The organism is Desulfovibrio sp. JC022 (assembly GCF_010470665.1).
Classification (GTDB): Bacteria; Desulfobacterota; Desulfovibrionia; order Desulfovibrionales; family Desulfovibrionaceae; genus Maridesulfovibrio.
This window is the reverse complement of sequence record NZ_VOPZ01000002.1, coordinates 235,596-253,166: the sequence shown is the minus strand read 5'-3', so window position 1 is coordinate 253,166 and position 17,571 is coordinate 235,596. Positions and strand designations below refer to the sequence as shown.

Sequence of the window (17,571 nt, the reverse complement as noted above, 5' to 3'; positions counted from 1 at the left end):
CGGGAGAACTCCCGGTTTTTCAGTTTGAAATTTATTTAAACTGATCTGTTACTGGATGAATTCGCTCATGAAATCGTAAACAAGTTTCATCTCGTCCTCAAGAATGTGCAGGTTCTTTTCCGAGAGTTCTTTGTCTTCGTCGCGGGCACTGTATTCCAGTCTCAGGCAGGCTTCGCGAACCCTGTCGGCACCCATGGTGGCGGCAGCGCCTTTAAGGGAGTGGGCAAGGTATTTCAGTTCATCCATTTGTCCGGCTTCGAAGGCTTCCCTGATTTTGATTACCCGCGCAGGTTCATCGTGCAGGAATACGGCAAAAAGCTTGGTCAGGAATTCCTTTTTGGTGGAGGCCATGGAGGCCAGCCAATCCTTGTTGATTACTTCAATATTTTCCATCAGGATAACTTAAGCCAAAACATAATCTATTTCCACAATTATTAGCCCTTAATGCATAAAATTGGTCGCAAGCAGGCAACCTTTTCTGATATTCCGGCTGTTTGGGTTGATTCAATAATCGAATCGATGTTTTTGTAGGCAAGGGGGGCTTCCTCGGCAATGCCCTTGATTGAGCCGCTGCGGATGATGATTCCGCGCCTGCCCAGTTCTTTTTGGATTTTACTTCCTTTGAAATTCTTGCGCGCTTTGGTTCGGCTCATAACCCGCCCGGCACCGTGACAGCAGGACGAAAATGAAATTTCCGCAGCCTGCTTTGTTCCGGCAAGGATGTAGGAAGCCGTCCCCATGCTTCCACCGATGATTATCGGCTGACCGTGTTTTTTGAATTCACTGGGAAGTTCCGGGTGGTCCGGGCCAAGGGCGCGGGTTGCGCCTTTGCGGTGTACCCAGAGATTGCGCTTTTTGCCGTTAACATTGAATTTTTCACGCTGGCAGGTGTTATGACTCACATCATAAAGCAGTCGCAAATCAGCCTGCGGTAAAAGATCAGCAAAGCATTGGCGCACAAGGTGGGTGATTACCTGACGGTTGGCAAGGGCGCAGTTGATGCCCGCTCCCATGGCCCCGAGGTAATCCTGACCCAGCTCTGAGCTGATAGGTGTGCAGGCAATATCGCGATGAGGCAGTTTGATGCCGAATCCGGGGGCGGCTTTAGCCATCATGGGCAGGTAATCCTTGGCAATCTGGTGGCCCAAGCCGCGCGACCCGCAATGGATGCTGACCACCACATCATCAATTTCGATGCCGAAGGCCGCAGCTTTGGCTGCATCATAAATTTCTTCCACATATTGAACTTCCAGATAGTGATTCCCTGATCCCAGTGATCCCAACTGGTTGCGCATGCGCTGCTTAGCCCTCTGCGGAACTTTTTTCGGATCAGCAAAATTGTTGCGTCCGTTACCTTCAATCCTGCCGAGGTCCTCCGGTTGGCCCATGCCTTGCCCCACAGCCCATGAGGCACCGCCGCGCAGCATTTCATCCAGCAAGTCTCCTTCAAGGATTATCTCACCGCCAACTCCCGTTCCTGATGGAATTCGTCTAAAAAGTAAATCAGCCAGCTTTTCATCGCAGGTGATCAAGTCCTGCCGGGTCAGTCCGGTGGTCAGGGTACGCACGCCGCAGGAAATATCAAAACCGACCCCTCCAGCAGAAATTATTCCGTGTTTTTCATCAAAGGCACCGACCCCGCCGATGGGAAAGCCGTAACCGGAATGGGCGTCCGGCATGGCGCAGACCGGACTTACCACGCCCGGAAGTGATGCCACATCACGAACCTGCGAGACTGTGGTCTCGTCCAGATCAAGGATAATATCTTTGTTGCCGAAAAACATAGCGTCAACGCGCATGGGGCCGTATTTCTCCATACGCCAACGGCAGGGGGCTTCTTGTTTGAGTAGTTTGATGTTCATTTTGTATACATAAAACAAAAGGGAGATTTTAACTAATAATAGCTAAAATCTCCCTTTGATTTGTTTGTGAAGCTAAATAGTTTAAAGCTTACAAAGCTCTTCGCTGGGAAGCATTTTGATGTTCTTCTCAGTGAGAAGTTCAATTGCCTGATCGGTGCGGTCAAAGCGGAAGATAATTACGGCATTGGCACCGGACTGGTGTACAAAGGCGTACATGTATTCCACGTTGATACCGGACCCGCGCAGCATTTCGAGCAGGTTGTGCAGTCCGCCGGGCTGGTCGTCGACCTCTACTGCCACAACGGAGGTTTTACCAACGGTGAAGCCTGCGTCTTTAAGCACTTTCTGCGCAGTTTCAAAGTCGGACACGATGACTCTCAGGATGCCGAAATCAGAAGTGTCGGCAAGAGAGAGGGCACGGATGTTGACTTTGTTTTCAGTAAGCAGACGAGTAACTTCAGCAAGTCTGCCGGCACGGTTCTCAAGGAATATGGATAGCTGGTCACATTTCATGGTGTTTCCTCGCTTTTGATAGGTTCTATTGCTGGTTCTGATTACGCAGGTCGATAATTCTCTGGGCCTTACCCATGGAACGTTCAATGGATTTGGGTTCCACAAGCTTGACTCTGGCTGTTACGCCAAGGAATTCCTTAATAGTTTTTTGTATCTTTCTTTCGAGACGCTGTAAATTTTTAATTTCATCAGAGAACGAGGAACCTGAAATTTCAACTTTAACAGTGAGAATGTCGAGATTGCCGTCACGTTCAACAACGAGTTGGTAATGCGGGGAAATGCCTTCGGTCTCAACGAGGATGGACTCAATCTGGGACGGGAAGACGTTCACGCCGCGGATGATGAGCATATCGTCACTACGTCCGGTTACACGCTGCATGCGGGCAAAGGTGCGGCCGCAACGGCAGGCTGTGTAGTTCAGACGGGTCAGGTCGCGGGTGCGGTAGCGAATGAGCGGGATGCCTTCCTTGGTCAGGGTGGTGATTACCAGCTCGCCCACTTCGCCGGGCTCTACATGCTCGCCGGTTTCTGGGTTTATGATTTCAGGCAGAAAGTGGTCTTCCATGATATGCAGGCCTTTCTGTTCTTCGGCACATTCCATAGCAACGCCGGGACCCATGATTTCGGACAGGCCGTAAATGTCGAGAGCCTTGATGTTGAGTTTGCTCTCAATGTCGCGGCGCATGGATTCAGTCCACGGCTCAGCACCGAAGATACCGATTCTAAGGGGCAGTTTGCTGAAATCAATGCCCATTTCCTTGCCTGTTTCATAGAGGAACAGGGCGTAGGAGGGGGTGCAGCAGATTACGTCCGCGCCGAAATCTTTGAGCAGCATGATCTGCCGTCTGGTGCCGCCGCCGGAAACCGGGATGATGGTCGCGCCCAGTGCTTCCGCACCGTAGTGAGCGCCGAGGCCCCCGGTAAAAAGACCATAACCGTAAGCATTGTGGATGCTGTCTTCAGGAGTAGCCCCGGCAATAGCGAAGGAACGGGCCATCAGGTCCGCCCAGTTCTTGATGTCGCGCTTGGTGTAGCCGACAACGGTTGCCTTGCCGGTGGTACCGGAAGAAGAGTGGATGCGGACGATGTTCTCGCGGGAAACAGCAAAGAGGCCGAAGGGGTAGTGGTTACGCAGGTCCTGCTTTTCAGTAAAAGGCAGTCTGGTAAGATCGGAAAGGGAGTTGATGTCCTTGGGTTCGATACCCAGTTCCTTAAACTTGTTGGTGTAAAAAGGAACGTTGGCATAAACGCGTTCGCAAAGTTGCTTCAAGCGTTTGAGCTGCAATTCTTCCAGCTCTTCCCTCGGCATTGTTTCCTTGTCTACGTCGAAGATCATCGCTTGCCTCCTGATATGGCTGATCCCGGTACAGGGTTTGTGTTAACAGTATAAAAAAAGGCCACGGGGTTTGCGCCCGTGGCCCGGTAAACTTACAATCAGTGTTTTTTCCATAACCACGGGATGACTATATTTCAGTCCTAAAAAAGAAAAGGGATAAAAAGGTGTGGTTAAGCATGACGAAGTTTATTGCATAAGTGTTTACCCACCGTCAACAAGTCATTGAATTTTTGACGGTGTTTTTTCGAATTCGAAAATTATTTTCACAATTGAAAACCATTTAAAAGTAGGCTATAGTATTGATTGCGTAGCGGGCGTAAATTCTCTATATAATCATATTGTACTTTGGACGAAATGTGAGAACTGCGTCAGGCCGGATGTGTTGGATGTCAGGCACGCAGGGACTTAAAGTCCTTTATTCCCGCTGTTTGCGGTCCGGATTCAAGCGCGTTTTCCGTAAGGGGAGAACGCCGGTTAATCAAACCAAAAGAATGAAAACTAAAGAAAAGAAATTTAAACAGATCGATACTAAGGATAAAGTGCAGCTTGTTGCGCAGTGGATGGACGAAAAACAGGCCAGTGATGTTTCCGCAGTGGACGTGCAGGGAATCTGCCCCATTGCCGAAGTTGTAATGGTTGCCGGGGCGAAGGGCGTGCGTCATGCACAGGCTTTGGCTGATTTCGTTCTGGAACAGCTTTCCAGCGATAATATCGAATATCTCGGTATGGAAGGCTACAAAACCGGAGACTGGATCCTTCTCGATCTGAACGATATTATCGTCCACATTTTTCAGGAAGAAAACCGCGGATTTTATAACGTGGAAGGTCTCTGGTCCGAAGGCACCAGAATGGATCTAAACCTCAAGCCGCAGGATTAAGCCTGCGCAAGGAATTTAAACATGTCTCAGCAAACCGGTGCTCCCGCAGTCCTGCTTATTCTGGACGGCTGGGGGATTGCCCCCGAAGGTAAAGGCAACGCAGTTAAACTTGCCAACACTCCCGTCCTTGACGGGCTGCTCAGAAGCTGTCCGCAGACCCAGCTTAAATGCGCTGGCCGTGCGGTGGGGCTTCCTGACGGCTTCATGGGCAACTCCGAGGTTGGTCATACCAACATCGGGGCGGGCCGGGTTGTTTATCAGGACATGACCCGCATTGACATTACCATTGAGAAAAAAGAGCTGGCGGCCAATGAGGCTATCAGCTCCCTCATGGATAATGTTAAAGCTGCGGACGGACGTCTGCATTACATGGGCCTTCTTTCCGACGGCGGAGTGCATTCCCATATCAATCATCTTTACGCTCTGATTGAAGTTGCCAAGGATGCCGGGATCAAGGAAATCTTTGTCCATGCTTTTATGGATGGCCGTGATACTTCACCCACCAGCGGTAAAGTTTACATGCAGCAGCTTGTGGACAAAATGGCTGAAATCGGTGCCGGTAAAGTGGCTTCCATTTCCGGTCGTTACTACTCCATGGACCGTGACAAGCATTACGAACGCAACGAGCTTTCCTACAAGGCTCTGGTTCTTGGTGAAGGTCAGGAAGTTTCTGATCCGGTCAAGGCTGTTGAAGATGCTTATGCTGCCGGTGAAACAGATGAATTCATCAAGCCGCGCATTCTTTCCGGTGTTGACGGAACCTTGAAAGACGGTGACGGCGTGTTCTTTTTCAACTTTCGTGCTGACCGCGCCCGTCAGATTTGCCGGGCACTTGCGGTGAAGGATTTCAGTGAATTCGATCGTCCTAAAGCTCCTGAATTCAGTGGGTTCGTGACTATGACGCAGTACGAATCCGACTTTCCTTTTCCTAATGCCTTCCCTCCGCTCAACATCAGCAACCCAATCGGGGAAGTTGTGGCGGATAAGGGGCTGAAGCAGCTGCGTATTGCCGAAACTGAAAAGTATGCCCACGTGACATATTTTATGAATGGCGGACGCGAAGAGCCTTTCGAGGGTGAGGACCGTATTCTTGTTCCTTCTCCGCGCGAGGTGGCTACTTACGACCTTAAGCCGCAGATGAGTGCTGAGGAAGTAACCGATAAGCTTATCGAAGCTCTGCCGAAATATTCCCTGTGTATCTGCAACCTTGCCAACCTTGACATGGTCGGCCATTCGGGCATTATCCCGGCAGCCATTAAGGCCTGCGAAACTGTTGATGCATGCGTCGGTAAGATCGTGGAAGCGGTTAAGGAAATCGGCGGGGTCATCCTGCTGACTGCCGACCACGGTAATGCCGAGGAAATGATCGACGGTAACGGCGGTCCGCAGACTGCGCACAGCCTAAACAATGTTCCGCTGGTATTTATCGGCGATGCTTTCGAGGGTTCCAACCCTGCTGAAGGCGCACTCTGCGACATTGCACCCACAATTTTGAATCACATGGGCATTTCCGTTCCTGAAGAAATGACCGGTAAAGACCTTTTGAAAGGATAATTGATGTCTGAAACCCGCAAACCTTTATCTCCGGTCAAGCCCTGCGGGATGGAGATAATATTTATGTTTCCCTGCCCGTTTTGTGGTCGGGAAGTTCCTTACATCGCACCGACACAGCCAGCCATGGCAACCTGCGATGCCTGCCGGAAGAATTTTCCAATAGTTCCGGTGGATGAAAAGGTAATCAGGTTCTACAAGATCATGCTTGAGAACGGCAAGGCTGCTGTTGATCCTGATTTTTTCTAGCCTGTAGTAAATATAATTTGAAGAAGAGAGCTTTCTGCGTGTGCAGGAGGCTCTCTTTTTTTGTGCCCAAAGGCGGACCTGAGTCCCCTGATTCAGGTCCGTGATGTCCGGTAAATTGAAGGTATGAGGGATTTTAATTGTCTTGAATCACGGGGATTCATGACAGTTTCCGAAATCTTTAATTTAGGAGGCATTAGTATGTCTTACGATTTTCAAAGGGAGAGCAGGTCGCGTACACCCCAGACCGGAACAGGGGAAAACTTGTTCGATGAATTTGAACGGGATAACGTTGAGTACAGTCCCGAAGACGCCGTTCGTGTAGTCCCGTTCATCGTGCCGGGAACATCAGAACCGTTTTCCGTGCTGGCAACGGGGAGTGATGAAAACGGGCGTATTATCGAGAGGTTGATTGCATTCGAGAATTTTACTCAAAAGCTGAAATACGAATACGATGCCGGGGGCAGGCTGCATAAAGTCTGGAGTGGTGAAAAGCTGGTTGAAGAGTATTTGTACGGAAAATACGGTGAGCGTTACTTTGGTGCAACCGTACGGATGCCGCAACGTACATTCCGTTATGGTCCGGGGTTGCGATTGGAAAAGGCAGGGAGTGTACAATATTTCTATGATGAATATGGTCGTCTCATCACGAAGCAGGACGGTCAGCATGTAACTAGATACAGCTACCATCATTCCGGTCAGTTAGAGCAGGTTAACCTCTCCGACGGCAGGCGCATCAATTACACCATTGATCCTGAAGGCAGGCGAGTTTCAAAGTCAATCAATGGAAAGATAGTGGAGAGCTACCTTTGGCTCGATTTCACCACCCTTGCCGTTGTGACTGATAATTACGGTAACCGAAAAGAATTCGCATACGATGAAGATGGTGATCCCATTGCCATGCGTGTGAATGAAGAAATTTATTACTTTGCCACTGATCAGGTGGGGACTATTTATATAGTTGCTAATGGCGAGGGAAATGAGGTAAAGCGTATTATCCGTGATTCGTTTGGAAATAAAACTATCGATACTAATGAACGCATGGACATCCCGCTCGGATTCGCTGCCGGGTTGTATGACAAGGATACCGGGTTGGTCCACTTCGGATATCGTGAATACGATCCTTCCATCGGGCGGTTCATTACTCCTGATCCTCTCGGTCTTGCTGGCGGCGATGTGGATGTGTACGGGTATTGCGCGGATGATCCGGTTAATTTTATTGATCGGGTCGGGTTGTTCAGTGTTTCTGGTTCAGGGCACGCCGGAGCAAGCGGTCAGTCGGACACTTTAGGTGGGGGCAGTGCTATGTCTAAATCAAGTGCTCAACACGCCCGGGAAATGGAAAGTAAAGCTGCTGCATTGGGTCACAATACCAATTTGGGAAGTCCGGACTACAGTGGGGATGATACCCCTAGCGGTGGAGGGGGGCAAAATGCGACAAATAATGCGAATTATGAGAAAGGGAGTCAGAATTCTCTGGGGCACCTGAACCAATCCGGTGAGCTGGCAGGCCAGAAAGCTACACAGGCAGCTCAAGGGTTGGCGGCTAAACAGGCCCAATTTGATGCCAGTTTACAGGCGAAACAGGATCGCAAGGCTAGTGCGGCGGCGGATAAGAGAAATGATCAGCGGCGTGCGGCTATAGAAGCAACCAGTGGGTGGTCCAGTCCTTTGGCGGATACTGTTGATCCTAATCAGCAGGCTAAGCCCAAAGCTGACGTGCCTGCCTTAGATACGAAGCAAGCTAAAAAGAATGAAGATGATTTTGATCTTTGGGATTTAGGTAAAGGTATGGCCGGCGGGGCTGTCAGCGGAGCTCTTGCTTTTGAGAAACTTGGAAAGCCATTAGGTGTTCGCGGAAGAATTGCGGCCACCATAACTGGAGGCTTTTATGGGGCTGCTGTCGGTGCATATGATGTAGTTGGCATTAAAGGCTTAGCTGATATGTTTGGTGTGAATAAAAATGATTTGGAAGATTCCTTTGGAATTCTTGGAACAGCTAAACCTAATACACATAAAAAGGATTTTAAATAATGAAATTTGCGATCGGATTAGTTGTGCTGATTTGTTATACAGTTGGCTTGATTGTTTACTTTGGTCGTTCTGATAGGACTATATTTTGTTTGAATTGCGGTCATGAGTTTGTAGTTCGTCCGAATAAATCCCAAGCTTATTTGTATTTGTTAGGAGCGATGGGGGTAGCAATAGGTAATGTTGTGATTGGGTTAGGTGGCTTTTCAATCAGTATCCTTCTCGCCATTGCAGGGTGTTATTATCTTTTCAAAGAAGAAGGATATAAATGCTACAACTGTAAAACAATTAACCAATTGCCATAAAACATAACCAGCCCCCGGACTCTAGTTTGGGGGCTTTTCTTTAATAGCAATAACTGAAGCAAGCAGTCTTTAGCGGACCTAAACAAAACAGGAGCGCAAACAGGCTGGGAAGTGGCAAATGCTGCTAAAGATTTGGCGGCTAAGCAGGCTCAAGTTACTGCAAAAGAGCAAGCGAAACAGGATCGCAAGGCTAGTGCGGCGGCGGATAAGAGAAATGATCAGCGGCGTGCGGCTATAGAAGCAACCAGTGGGTGGTCCAGTCCTTTGGCGGATACTGTTGATCCTAATCAGCAAAGCAAATTTGATGCTAGTTTACAGGCTAAGATAGATCGTAAGGCTGTGAAAGAAGGGCAGTTGAGTAGGCAGCGACGGGCGGCCGCTCTTGCTTCTGGGGCCAATATTCTAGGGAGAGGTTTGCAAGATGGTATAAAATATGGGCTGCTTGGAGCAACTGTAGGGAGTGTTGCCCCCGGAGTTGGGACTGGAGCTGGTGGGGTTGTTGGATTTGTGGGTGGTTTTTCTTCTGGACTACTGAAAGGAACAATTAAAGAAGGTGTTGATCAGTCTGATATGTCAGATTTCGCAAAAGGAGTTTGGGGAGTTATTGATTCTAAGTGGTAAGAACGCCCTTCGTGTATATATGATAAAAGGAGCAGGTATGTTAAGAACAAATAAGCAGAAAGGTATATTTATAGGGCTCATCAATGCAGCCTTTGCCGTGCATTATCTTTTGGGTTCAAGAACATGGATCGGAGTTGGACTAGAATTCTTTTTCATGATTCCGGGTTTTTGGATCGCCTATTGGGTGTACAATCGTAAAGAAGCGAAGGATGACGAAAAGGACAGCTGATTGTGCAACTGATTGAATAATTTTAAATCCCCCGGCCCCTATCCGGGGGATTTTCTTTAATCGCAATAAATAAAGCAAGCAGGCTTTGACGGATCTAAACAAAACAGGTGCGCAAGCAGGCTGGGAAGTGGCAAAGACCGCTAAAGATTTGGCGGAAAAAGAGGCTAAATATGATGTCAGTTTACAGGCGAAACAGGATCGCAAGGCTAGTGCTGCGGCGGATAAGAGAAATGATCAGCGGCGTGCGGCTATAGAAGCAACCAGTGGGTGGTCCAGTCCTTTGGCGGATACTGTTGATCCTAATCAGCAGGCTAAACCCAAAGCTGACGTGCCTGCCTTAGATACGAAGCAAGCTAAAAAGAATAAAAATGGTTTAAGCATTATGGAACTCGGCACTTCCGGTTTGAAAGGAGCCGCAAAAGGAGCACCGATCGGAGCAACTTGGGGGTCAACATTAGGTCCAGCGGGAACATTAGCTGGATTTTTGACAGGAGCTTTTGTAGGGGCTCCTGTTCAAATGCTCTATGATGTAGGTGCAATCGCTATCTCTGATATTTTTGGCGCAGACAAAGATTCTCAGGGGCGTTTACGCGATGCAATGGAAAAATCTAATACTAAAAGTAAAAGAAGGTAGTGTGTCGTTGGTGCGGTATTTATGGTATTTTATTATTGGTATTATGTTTCTTGTGGGGCTAATGTTCATCATGCCAAAATTAACAAAGACTATTTGTTGTCAAAAATGTGGACAAGAATATGGTGTATTGCCTCTTAAAGATATAACAAGAGTCACTGTGGTTATCTTTATATTAATGTTGTTGGGTGACATCTTCGTGCTTGGTGAAGGGATTTCTTTTATCTGTTATCTTACGGGGATTACGGTTGTTTATTATCTGCTTAAAAAAGAGGGATACAAATGCCCTAACTGCAAAACAATAAACCAACTTCCATAGATTAATATAGCAAGCCCCCAATTAATGTAGCAAGCCCCCGGACGTCGGTCCGGGGGCTATATTCCATCAACCTTCCCCGCCCAAACCCGCCCYCCCGCGCYTTACCATCATATATATATAGCGTATGAGCCGGGTATGAAATTTACAGTACTAACATTCGGATGTCAGATGAACGTGCACGATTCAGACTGGCTGATCCGGGCCATGGAGAGCCGTGGCTGGACAGCTGTTACTGAATCTGAAGCAGATATATTTATTCTTAACACCTGTTCCGTTCGCGAGAAGCCGGAGCAGAAAGTTTACAGCGTGCTGGGACGGCTGGCTCCGCTGTGCAAGAAGCCCGGTAGCTTTGCGGCTGTTGGCGGTTGTGTTGCCCAGCAGATCGGTGACGGATTCCTTGAAAAATTCCCGCACGTACGCCTTGTTTTCGGCAGTGACGGTATTGCACAGGCCCCGGACGCGCTGGAAGATCTTGCCGCAAATCATGATAAGCGGCTGGTTCTCAATGATTTTCTCGCCGATTACCCGGAACGTGAGGGCGGTGAAATGCAGCCCAATCTGGACTTGATCCCTCCGGGTATCGGAACCATTCCCGGTCAGGCATTTGTGAATATCATGCAGGGCTGCGATAATTTCTGCGCTTATTGCATCGTGCCTTATACCCGTGGTCGTCAGAAATCCCGTTTGTCGGAAGCTGTTATCAAAGAATGTCAGCATTTGGTTAAATCCGGCATCCGTGAAATTTGTTTGCTGGGCCAGAACGTGAACAGCTTCGGTATAGATAAAAAAGGCGACGATATCAGCTTTGCAGAGCTGCTCTACAAAATTTCCGCTATAGAAGGTCTGGAGCGCATTCGTTTCACCACTTCCCATCCCAAGGACATCGCTCCTGAGGTGATCAAAGCCTTTGGCGAGCTGCCCAATCTTTGTCCCAGCCTGCACCTTCCCGTGCAGTCCGGTTCAGATAATATTCTGAAAAAGATGGGCCGCAAATATGACCGCGAACGTTATCTTGGAATTGTGGAAGGGCTGAAAGAGGCCTGTCCGAATATTTCCTTGACCACGGATTTAATTGTGGGTTTCCCCGGCGAGACAGACGAAGATTTTGAACAGACCATGGATATGCTGGAACGGGTGCGTTATGAAAGCAGCTTTTCCTTTAAGTACTCCGATCGTCCGGGAGTTGCGGCTGTAAAAATGAAACCGAAAGTTCCTGAAGATGTCGCGCAGGCGCGCCTTGCCCGCTTGCAGGAAAGACAAAACCGTATTACTAGAGAAAGTCTAGAAGCTTTAGAAGGTCTTGAAACCGTGGTTCTGCTGGAGCGACCCAGCAAGAGGCAGGAAGTTGGCGGCATGTCATGGCGGGGTAAAGATCCCGGCGGGCGGGTGGTCAATGTCCACTTTGCAGGTTATGATGAAGGGCAGCAGCTCGGAGGCAAACTGGTCAAAGTGAAGATCACTGAAGCCAAGAATCATTCCCTTGTGGGTGCTAAGGTGGGGGAACCATGGTAGAAATGCAGGTTTACGGTCTGGCGGTGGAAAATGATACCGAGACCCCGGTTCTGGTATTGAAAAGCGAAGAACTGGGCATGGTCCTGCCTATCTGGATAGGTGCTATGGAGGCCATGGCTATCTCACTGGTTCTCAATGAAGTTTCTTTTCCGCGGCCCATGACCCACGATCTGCTTTTGTCTACCATTGCCACTTTCGGCGGGGAAGTGGTGTCTGTTGATATCGTCGATATCGAGCAGGGCACTTTTTACGCTGAGATCATGGTCCGTAAGGATGATGAGCTTGTGGCGATTGATTCCCGTCCTTCCGATGCTGTGGCTTTGGCTGTGCGGGCGGACTGTCCGGTGCGTGTAGCGCGCAAGGTTATAGATGTGGCCGGGACCAAAGATATTGAAGAAAAAGTTGAAGAGAAGTCCGGCTGGGAAGATGATCTGGAAGGACTTTCCGCTGATGACTTTAAATATAAAATGTAGGTCGATTCTATGATAGATTTTCATACCCATACTGTGTTCAGCGACGGGGAACTTATCCCTGCGGAACTGGCTAGACGGGCCAAGGTTGCGGGTTACCGTGCTCTGGCAATGACTGATCATGCCGATTCCAGCAATATTGATATTATTCTTGAAAATGTTCGCAGATTTGCAAAGAAACACGGTCATTATTTTGATATTGATGTCTTTGCCGGAGTGGAGCTGACCCATGTTCCTCCGGGACTGATCGGAGACATGACTGAATATGCCCGTAAAGCCGGTGCCCAGATTGTGGTCTGTCACGGTGAAACCATTGTGGAACCGGTTGCCGAGGGTACAAATCTTGCTGCTATTGAAGCTAAAGTTGACGTATTGGCCCATCCCGGCATGATTACTGACGTGGAAGTTAAACTTGCCGCTGAATATGGTGTCTACTTGGAGATTACCACCCGCAAGGGACACAGCCTGACTAATGGGCATGTGGCGGCTCTTGCTCGGAAGCACGGGGCCAAGCTGGTAATCAATAATGATGCGCACGCTCCCGGCGATCTTGTCGGTTTGGAAATGCGCCGTAAGGTTGCCCTTGGCGCAGGATTAAGCATTGAAGAGTATGCACAAGCCGAGGAAAATTCTCGCGAATTGGTTCAGAAAATAATGAAACGTTGCTAGGCAAGATATGGGCAACCTTAAATCCGGGATAGAACAGGCAACGCAGCTTATTAAAAAAGCACGTTGTGCTGTTGCTTTGACCGGAGCGGGGATGTCTGTTGCCAGCGGTATACCTGATTTTCGCAGTCCGGGCGGGTTGTGGTCCAAATACGACCCGGAAAAGGTTGCTTCTATCCGAGCCTTGCAGTCCGATCCTGTTACAGTTTGGAAATTTTTGCTGGAAGCGGATTCCATGCTTAAAAGTGCCGAACCTAATGCAGGTCACCGGGGACTGGCCCAGCTGGAAAAAGACGGATATTTGCAAGGTGTGATCACCCAGAATATTGACGGCTTGCATCAGCGTGCCGGGTCCGTGAACGTGATTGAATTTCATGGCAATTGCAGTGACTTTTATTGCATGGAGTGTTTTGCTCCGTTCCCTGCGGAACGAATTGATGCCGGGGTTGAACTTCCGGTGAGATGTCCGCAATGTTCCGGGATAATCAGGCCGGATCTGGTTTTCTATGGAGAACAGATTCCTTCTGAAGCTTACAAGGCAGCCTTTGAACTTGCCGATCAGTCCGATCTGGTTATCGTTGCCGGGACTTCCGGGGACGTTGTTCCCGCCAGCCTCATTCCGCCCCGGATACAGGAAGCGGGGGGCTGTATTATCGAGATAAACAAGGCTCCGTCCGCCTACACATCATTTAGCGATGTGTTTCTTCAGGGCGCGGCGGAAGAGGTTCTGCCTGCCATTGTGCAGAGCTTAAGCTGAAATAATTTCATCTAAATGCCGTACGTCTGATGGCGTTGGCAAAACAAAGGTGCGGTGCAGTATGGATTTTTTACCACAGGGCGGAATTTTCGCGATGCTCGATCAGGCCACAATTGTGGTCAAGGGCGTACTCTGCCTGCTGGCGGGCATGTCTCTCTGGAGCTGGACAATCATCTTCTGGAAATTGATTTCCCTTGGCCGGGCAAGGACCCTGATTCTCAAGGGTAGCAAAATTATGGAAGAGGCTGATTCCCTTTCTTCCGGGCTGACCGAAATCAGCAAGACTGAAAGTTCTCCTCTTAATCGCATCGGAACCGCAGCGGTAAAGGAATACCGCGTGCTGGAAAAATCCGCAGTCAGTGCCAGCCACAAACGTCGTCTGATCAAAGATACTCTGCGTCGTATTTTGCGCCGCAAGGTCAGTTCTGAAATGAAGAAGCTTACCACTTCACTTTCATTTCTTGCTACCTGTGCCAACGGCGCTCCGTTTATAGGATTGTTCGGTACCGTCTGGGGGATCATGAATTCCTTTCATGCTATCGGTTCCGCTAAGTCTGCCGCTCTGTCTGCGGTTGCTCCCGGTATTTCCGAAGCATTGGTAGCCACCGCTATCGGTCTTGCTGTGGCTATCCCGGCAACCATTTTTTACAACTTTTTCCTCGGTGTACTGAATGGAATTGAGACCGAACTGGTCAACTTCGCGGGTACTTTTCTCAATCGTGTGGAACGCGAAGTTTCATGGGTTGAGCCTTCCGGCAAAAGTTCTTCAGAGGAGTAGGTATGGGTATTTCCACCAATAACCGGGGCATGCTGGCTGAAATCAACGTGACTCCCTTTGTTGACGTCATGCTGGTGCTGTTGATCATTTTTATGGTTACCGCACCGCTGATGACTCAGGGGGTTGAGGTTGATCTGCCGCAGACCAGAACCGTACGTTCCCTGCCGCAGGATAATGAGCACCTTGTGCTTTCCATTAGCGACAAGGGCGATATTTATCTTGATGAATACAAGGTCGGTTTTGATGAGTTGCAGTCCCATCTTGAGAAGCTCGTTAAAAAGCAGAATAAAATGCTTTTCCTGCGTGCGGACAAGAATGTTGCTTATGGCGAAGTGGTTAAAGTCATGGGCGAGATCAAAGCCGCCGGAATCGACAGACTGGGCGTAGTGGCAGAACCTGTTCAAAAGAAAAAGAAATAGTTAAGGAATACTACAGGCGAATTTATTGATGAAGATCATCGGCCTTTTCATATCTTTACTCCTTCATGTCGGGCTGGTATTTCTGGCTTTGACATGGTCAGTCTCGCCTCCGGTAAAGATTTCACTTGATATGCCCGTGTACAAGGTTGATCTGGTCAGCCTTGCCCCTCTGCCCGCTGCTCCGGTTGTTAAAAAAGCTCCTGCACCTAAAGCTTCCTCCAGGCTTGCCAAGCCCAATGCTGTCGCTATTCCTGAAGCAAAACCGAAAGTTGTGCCGAAAGTTAAGCCTGAAACAACTAAAGCACCGACTCCCAAGCCCGTTCCAAAGCCCAAGGCCAAGCCCAAACCTAAAGTTAAGCCCAAGCCGGATGCAAAGAAAATTTCACCCAAGAAAGTGAAGACCACAACCAAGAAAAAGCCGGTGAAAAAGATTGAGAAACCGGTAGAAAAGAAAGCTTCACCCAAAAAAGCGGAGAAGAAACCAGTTCCTGAAAAGGTCGTGAAGAAAAAGGTTGAAAAGAAACCTGAAGTCTCGGCAGAGGATGCCCTCGCTGCCGACCTTGCTTCACTGGCTAACATTGTTAAGAAACAGGAAAAAGAGGAACGGAACGCTGTTGCCAGTGATCTTGCTTCACTGGCTAAAAGCGCAAAATCAACTGCTGTAACCGGGCACGCCGATGGCACTGCCGGTGCTTCGGGGCTGGTGCAGGTGTACGCTTCCATTGTTAAGGAAGCGGTGCGCAAGAATTGGAGATATCCGGTTTTCGGGCAGAAGCAGAATCTCATGGCCCGTGTGGAAATTAAATTGAAATCCAGTGGTGAAATCAGCAGTATCAAGCTGCTGGATTCATCGGGCAATGTTGATTTTGATGATTCAGTATTGACCGCCCTGCGGGATACAGAAGTGCTTCCCAAGCCTCCGGGAAAATCCATCAGGAATCTCATTGTAAACTTTAACCTGCATGATCTTGATCAGTAGAGCAGGTTCACAATTATGAAAAAAAATAAATTGAGTATAAAAAAATCCGCTCTCGGGTTGCTGGTAGTCATGTTGCTAATGCTTCTGGCAGTCGGGAACCTTTTTGCAGCGGATACCCTTACCGTGGATATTTACGGTCCAGGTCAGCGTAAGGTGAATATTATCCTGCTGCCGCCCAAGACTGTACCCGAAGGAAAGTACAAAGGTTCTAAGGATAAGGATTTGCCCCTGCCTGCCGAAGCCGGGACTTTCAATAAGGATCTTACCAAGGATTTAGGCTTTCTCCCTTTTCTTAACATCGTACCCATCACTGATATTCTCGGCGGCGACCCTTCTCGGGGAGTCCGTCCCGGTGACATTGATATTAAGCCGCTACGTCTTTCCAAGGTGGACCTTGCCCTGACTGCCGGCTGGGAGATTCGGCCCAACGGTGAGAAGAATTTGCTTTTGCGCTGCATCGGAACTTTTAACGGGCGCACCATTCTGGGCAAAAAGTACTCCATGGTTACCGAGGAGATGCTGCCTCGTATTGCCGACCGTTTTTGTTCCCACCTGATGCGTATTCTTACCGGGCGGGACGGTTTTTTTGAATCTTCTATCGCTTTTGTCCGTAAACAGGGCAAGAACAAGGAGATTTATACGGTCAGCCCCCAGGGCCGAAATCTCAGACAGATCAGCTCACTTGGCGGAATCAACCTGAGTCCCAATTGGTCCCCTGACGGGAACAGATTGGTTTTTACCCGTCTGGGCTCACGTCAGCACCTGCTCTGCGTCTGGGACCGGGCTACCGGAAAGATTGATCAGAAAAGTTTCCCCGGTAATACCGTAATCGGGCCGGAGTTTCTGCCTGACGGCAATATGGCCGCTACCCTGACCATGAACGGTAATTCTGATATTTTTTTGATCAACGGGAATTATAAGCCCAAGAAGGCCCTTGCAAAAAGTTGGGCCATCGAAGTTTCGCCTGATTTTGACCGTACCGGGCAGAAGATGGTTTTCACCTCTGCAAGGTTCGGTAATCCTCATATTTTTCTGTTGGATATGAATAGCGGTGTTGTTACCCGTGTGACCACGGAAGGCAAATACAATACCAACCCGACCATCAGTCCGGATGGTCGTTATGTGGCTTTTTCCCGTCAGACTCCTTTGGGCCACCGCATTTTTGTGCATGACCTCAAGAGCGGAGGGGAAAGACAGCTTACTTTCGGTCCCGGCAATGATGAAGATCCGGCATTCGGACCGGACGGTTATTTTATTGCTTTCTCATCCAGCAGAAACGGTAAGTACAAGATTTATCTGACTACGCGGCATGGCGACCCGGCTATGCTGGTACCTACCGGAAACGGTGTTGCAAAGGCCCCGGCATGGGGTAAGGCCCATAAATCGTAAATTGAGGAGTGATTTAACCGTTTTGTTGCAGGCATGACTTGATTTTTTCACAAAACACTTTAGGGTCGATGTATTGAAA

At 48.9% G+C, this 17,571-nt stretch carries 21 protein-coding genes; 17 read left to right on the top strand and 4 right to left on the bottom strand.

Annotated features, from left to right (window positions below; genetic code table 11):
* Nucleotides 1-48 precede the first annotated feature (48 nt).
* The 4 genes from FMS18_RS04190 to FMS18_RS04175 form a co-directional block, all read right to left on the bottom strand.
* On the bottom strand, nt 49-393 hold the full coding sequence (locus FMS18_RS04190) for an Hpt domain-containing protein (RefSeq protein ID WP_163292501.1): 345 nt from the start codon (nt 391-393) through the stop codon (nt 49-51).
* Between the two features lie 41 nt (nt 394-434).
* Nucleotides 435-1,862, bottom strand: coding sequence for an RtcB family protein (locus FMS18_RS04185; protein WP_163292500.1), 1,428 nt, complete (start codon nt 1,860-1,862; stop codon nt 435-437).
* 81 nt (nt 1,863-1,943) lie between these two features.
* On the bottom strand, nt 1,944-2,375 hold the full coding sequence (locus FMS18_RS04180) for an ACT domain-containing protein (RefSeq protein WP_163292499.1): 432 nt from the start codon (nt 2,373-2,375) through the stop codon (nt 1,944-1,946).
* Between the two features lie 25 nt (nt 2,376-2,400).
* Nucleotides 2,401-3,711 carry a phenylacetate--CoA ligase family protein gene (locus FMS18_RS04175; protein ID WP_163292498.1) on the bottom strand — a complete coding sequence of 437 codons (1,311 nt, stop codon included), beginning with the start codon at nt 3,709-3,711 and terminating at the stop codon, nt 2,401-2,403.
* 491 nt (nt 3,712-4,202) lie between these two features.
* Here FMS18_RS04175 and rsfS point away from each other — a divergent pair, with 491 nt between their 5' ends.
* The 17 genes from rsfS to FMS18_RS04090 all read left to right on the top strand — a co-directional run bounded on the left by rsfS (nt 4,203) and on the right by FMS18_RS04090 (nt 17,492).
* Nucleotides 4,203-4,589: a ribosome silencing factor gene (gene rsfS, locus FMS18_RS04170; protein ID WP_163292497.1), complete on the top strand. Its 387-nt coding sequence runs from the start codon at nt 4,203-4,205 to the stop codon at nt 4,587-4,589.
* Between the two features lie 21 nt (nt 4,590-4,610).
* The gene (gene gpmI / locus FMS18_RS04165; protein WP_163292496.1) at nt 4,611-6,143 is read left to right on the top strand and encodes a 2,3-bisphosphoglycerate-independent phosphoglycerate mutase; all 1,533 of its coding nucleotides are present in this window, start codon (nt 4,611-4,613) and stop codon (nt 6,141-6,143) included.
* A 3-nt stretch (nt 6,144-6,146) separates the two neighbouring features.
* Nucleotides 6,147-6,389, top strand: a complete 243-nt coding sequence (locus FMS18_RS04160; RefSeq protein WP_203544512.1) for a hypothetical protein — start codon at nt 6,147-6,149, stop codon at nt 6,387-6,389.
* Nucleotides 6,390-6,587: 198 nt separating this feature from the next.
* Nucleotides 6,588-8,420, top strand: a complete 1,833-nt coding sequence (locus tag FMS18_RS04155; RefSeq protein WP_163292494.1) for an RHS repeat-associated core domain-containing protein — start codon at nt 6,588-6,590, stop codon at nt 8,418-8,420.
* Complete coding sequence (locus FMS18_RS04150; RefSeq protein WP_163292493.1) at nt 8,420-8,722, top strand: hypothetical protein; 303 nt, start codon at nt 8,420-8,422, stop codon at nt 8,720-8,722. Before FMS18_RS04155 ends, FMS18_RS04150 begins: the two co-directional genes overlap by 1 nt.
* A 111-nt stretch (nt 8,723-8,833) precedes the next feature.
* Nucleotides 8,834-9,343, top strand: coding sequence for a hypothetical protein (locus FMS18_RS04145; protein WP_163292492.1), 510 nt, complete (start codon nt 8,834-8,836; stop codon nt 9,341-9,343).
* Between the two features lie 37 nt (nt 9,344-9,380).
* Nucleotides 9,381-9,572, top strand: coding sequence for a SoxR reducing system RseC family protein (locus FMS18_RS04140; RefSeq protein ID WP_163292491.1), 192 nt, complete (start codon nt 9,381-9,383; stop codon nt 9,570-9,572).
* Between the two features lie 85 nt (nt 9,573-9,657).
* Nucleotides 9,658-10,206 (top strand): hypothetical protein, encoded by a 549-nt coding sequence (locus FMS18_RS04135; RefSeq protein ID WP_163292490.1) that lies wholly within the window; start codon nt 9,658-9,660, stop codon nt 10,204-10,206.
* Nucleotides 10,166-10,522 carry a hypothetical protein gene (locus FMS18_RS04130; protein ID WP_163292489.1) on the top strand — a complete coding sequence of 119 codons (357 nt, stop codon included), beginning with the start codon at nt 10,166-10,168 and terminating at the stop codon, nt 10,520-10,522. Before FMS18_RS04135 ends, FMS18_RS04130 begins: the two co-directional genes overlap by 41 nt.
* A 135-nt stretch (nt 10,523-10,657) precedes the next feature.
* On the top strand, nt 10,658-12,034 hold the full coding sequence (gene miaB / locus FMS18_RS04125) for a tRNA (N6-isopentenyl adenosine(37)-C2)-methylthiotransferase MiaB (protein ID WP_163292488.1): 1,377 nt from the start codon (nt 10,658-10,660) through the stop codon (nt 12,032-12,034).
* Complete coding sequence (locus tag FMS18_RS04120) at nt 12,028-12,507, top strand: bifunctional nuclease family protein (RefSeq protein ID WP_163292487.1); 480 nt, start codon at nt 12,028-12,030, stop codon at nt 12,505-12,507. Before miaB ends, FMS18_RS04120 begins: the two co-directional genes overlap by 7 nt.
* Nucleotides 12,508-12,516: 9 nt before the next feature.
* Complete coding sequence (locus tag FMS18_RS04115) at nt 12,517-13,173, top strand: histidinol phosphate phosphatase domain-containing protein (RefSeq protein ID WP_163292486.1); 657 nt, start codon at nt 12,517-12,519, stop codon at nt 13,171-13,173.
* Between the two features lie 7 nt (nt 13,174-13,180).
* The gene (locus FMS18_RS04110; RefSeq protein ID WP_163292485.1) at nt 13,181-13,927 is read left to right on the top strand and encodes an NAD-dependent deacylase; all 747 of its coding nucleotides are present in this window, start codon (nt 13,181-13,183) and stop codon (nt 13,925-13,927) included.
* A gap of 61 nt (nt 13,928-13,988) precedes the next feature.
* Nucleotides 13,989-14,705 carry a MotA/TolQ/ExbB proton channel family protein gene (locus FMS18_RS04105; protein WP_163292484.1) on the top strand — a complete coding sequence of 239 codons (717 nt, stop codon included), beginning with the start codon at nt 13,989-13,991 and terminating at the stop codon, nt 14,703-14,705.
* Nucleotides 14,706-14,707: 2 nt separating this feature from the next.
* Entirely contained in the window at nt 14,708-15,124 is a 417-nt protein-coding gene (gene tolR, locus FMS18_RS04100; protein ID WP_163292483.1) for a protein TolR, read from the top strand.
* Nucleotides 15,125-15,152: 28 nt separating this feature from the next.
* Nucleotides 15,153-16,103 carry an energy transducer TonB gene (locus FMS18_RS04095; protein WP_163292482.1) on the top strand — a complete coding sequence of 317 codons (951 nt, stop codon included), beginning with the start codon at nt 15,153-15,155 and terminating at the stop codon, nt 16,101-16,103.
* A gap of 15 nt (nt 16,104-16,118) precedes the next feature.
* On the top strand, nt 16,119-17,492 hold the full coding sequence (locus FMS18_RS04090) for a PD40 domain-containing protein (RefSeq protein ID WP_163292481.1): 1,374 nt from the start codon (nt 16,119-16,121) through the stop codon (nt 17,490-17,492).
* The last annotated feature ends 79 nt before the right edge of the window (nt 17,493-17,571 follow it).

Coding starts and splice junctions, on each gene's coding strand:
- FMS18_RS04120 (WP_163292487.1), top strand. CDS start 12,028: ATGGTAGAAATGCAGGTTTACGGTCTGGCGGTGGAAAATGATACCGAG.
- FMS18_RS04105 (WP_163292484.1), top strand. CDS start 13,989: ATGGATTTTTTACCACAGGGCGGAATTTTCGCGATGCTCGATCAGGCC.
- tolR (WP_163292483.1), top strand. CDS start 14,708: ATGGGTATTTCCACCAATAACCGGGGCATGCTGGCTGAAATCAACGTG.
- FMS18_RS04130 (WP_163292489.1), top strand. CDS start 10,166: ATGCAATGGAAAAATCTAATACTAAAAGTAAAAGAAGGTAGTGTGTCG.
- FMS18_RS04090 (WP_163292481.1), top strand. CDS start 16,119: ATGAAAAAAAATAAATTGAGTATAAAAAAATCCGCTCTCGGGTTGCTG.
- gpmI (WP_163292496.1), top strand. CDS start 4,611: ATGTCTCAGCAAACCGGTGCTCCCGCAGTCCTGCTTATTCTGGACGGC.
- FMS18_RS04175 (WP_163292498.1), bottom strand. CDS start 3,711: ATGATCTTCGACGTAGACAAGGAAACAATGCCGAGGGAAGAGCTGGAA.
- FMS18_RS04160 (WP_203544512.1), top strand. CDS start 6,147: ATGTCTGAAACCCGCAAACCTTTATCTCCGGTCAAGCCCTGCGGGATG.
- FMS18_RS04115 (WP_163292486.1), top strand. CDS start 12,517: ATGATAGATTTTCATACCCATACTGTGTTCAGCGACGGGGAACTTATC.
- FMS18_RS04095 (WP_163292482.1), top strand. CDS start 15,153: ATGAAGATCATCGGCCTTTTCATATCTTTACTCCTTCATGTCGGGCTG.
- FMS18_RS04180 (WP_163292499.1), bottom strand. CDS start 2,375: ATGAAATGTGACCAGCTATCCATATTCCTTGAGAACCGTGCCGGCAGA.
- FMS18_RS04185 (WP_163292500.1), bottom strand. CDS start 1,862: ATGAACATCAAACTACTCAAACAAGAAGCCCCCTGCCGTTGGCGTATG.
- FMS18_RS04140 (WP_163292491.1), top strand. CDS start 9,381: ATGTTAAGAACAAATAAGCAGAAAGGTATATTTATAGGGCTCATCAAT.
- FMS18_RS04110 (WP_163292485.1), top strand. CDS start 13,181: ATGGGCAACCTTAAATCCGGGATAGAACAGGCAACGCAGCTTATTAAA.
- FMS18_RS04155 (WP_163292494.1), top strand. CDS start 6,588: ATGTCTTACGATTTTCAAAGGGAGAGCAGGTCGCGTACACCCCAGACC.
- FMS18_RS04190 (WP_163292501.1), bottom strand. CDS start 393: ATGGAAAATATTGAAGTAATCAACAAGGATTGGCTGGCCTCCATGGCC.
- rsfS (WP_163292497.1), top strand. CDS start 4,203: ATGAAAACTAAAGAAAAGAAATTTAAACAGATCGATACTAAGGATAAA.
- FMS18_RS04150 (WP_163292493.1), top strand. CDS start 8,420: ATGAAATTTGCGATCGGATTAGTTGTGCTGATTTGTTATACAGTTGGC.
- miaB (WP_163292488.1), top strand. CDS start 10,658: ATGAAATTTACAGTACTAACATTCGGATGTCAGATGAACGTGCACGAT.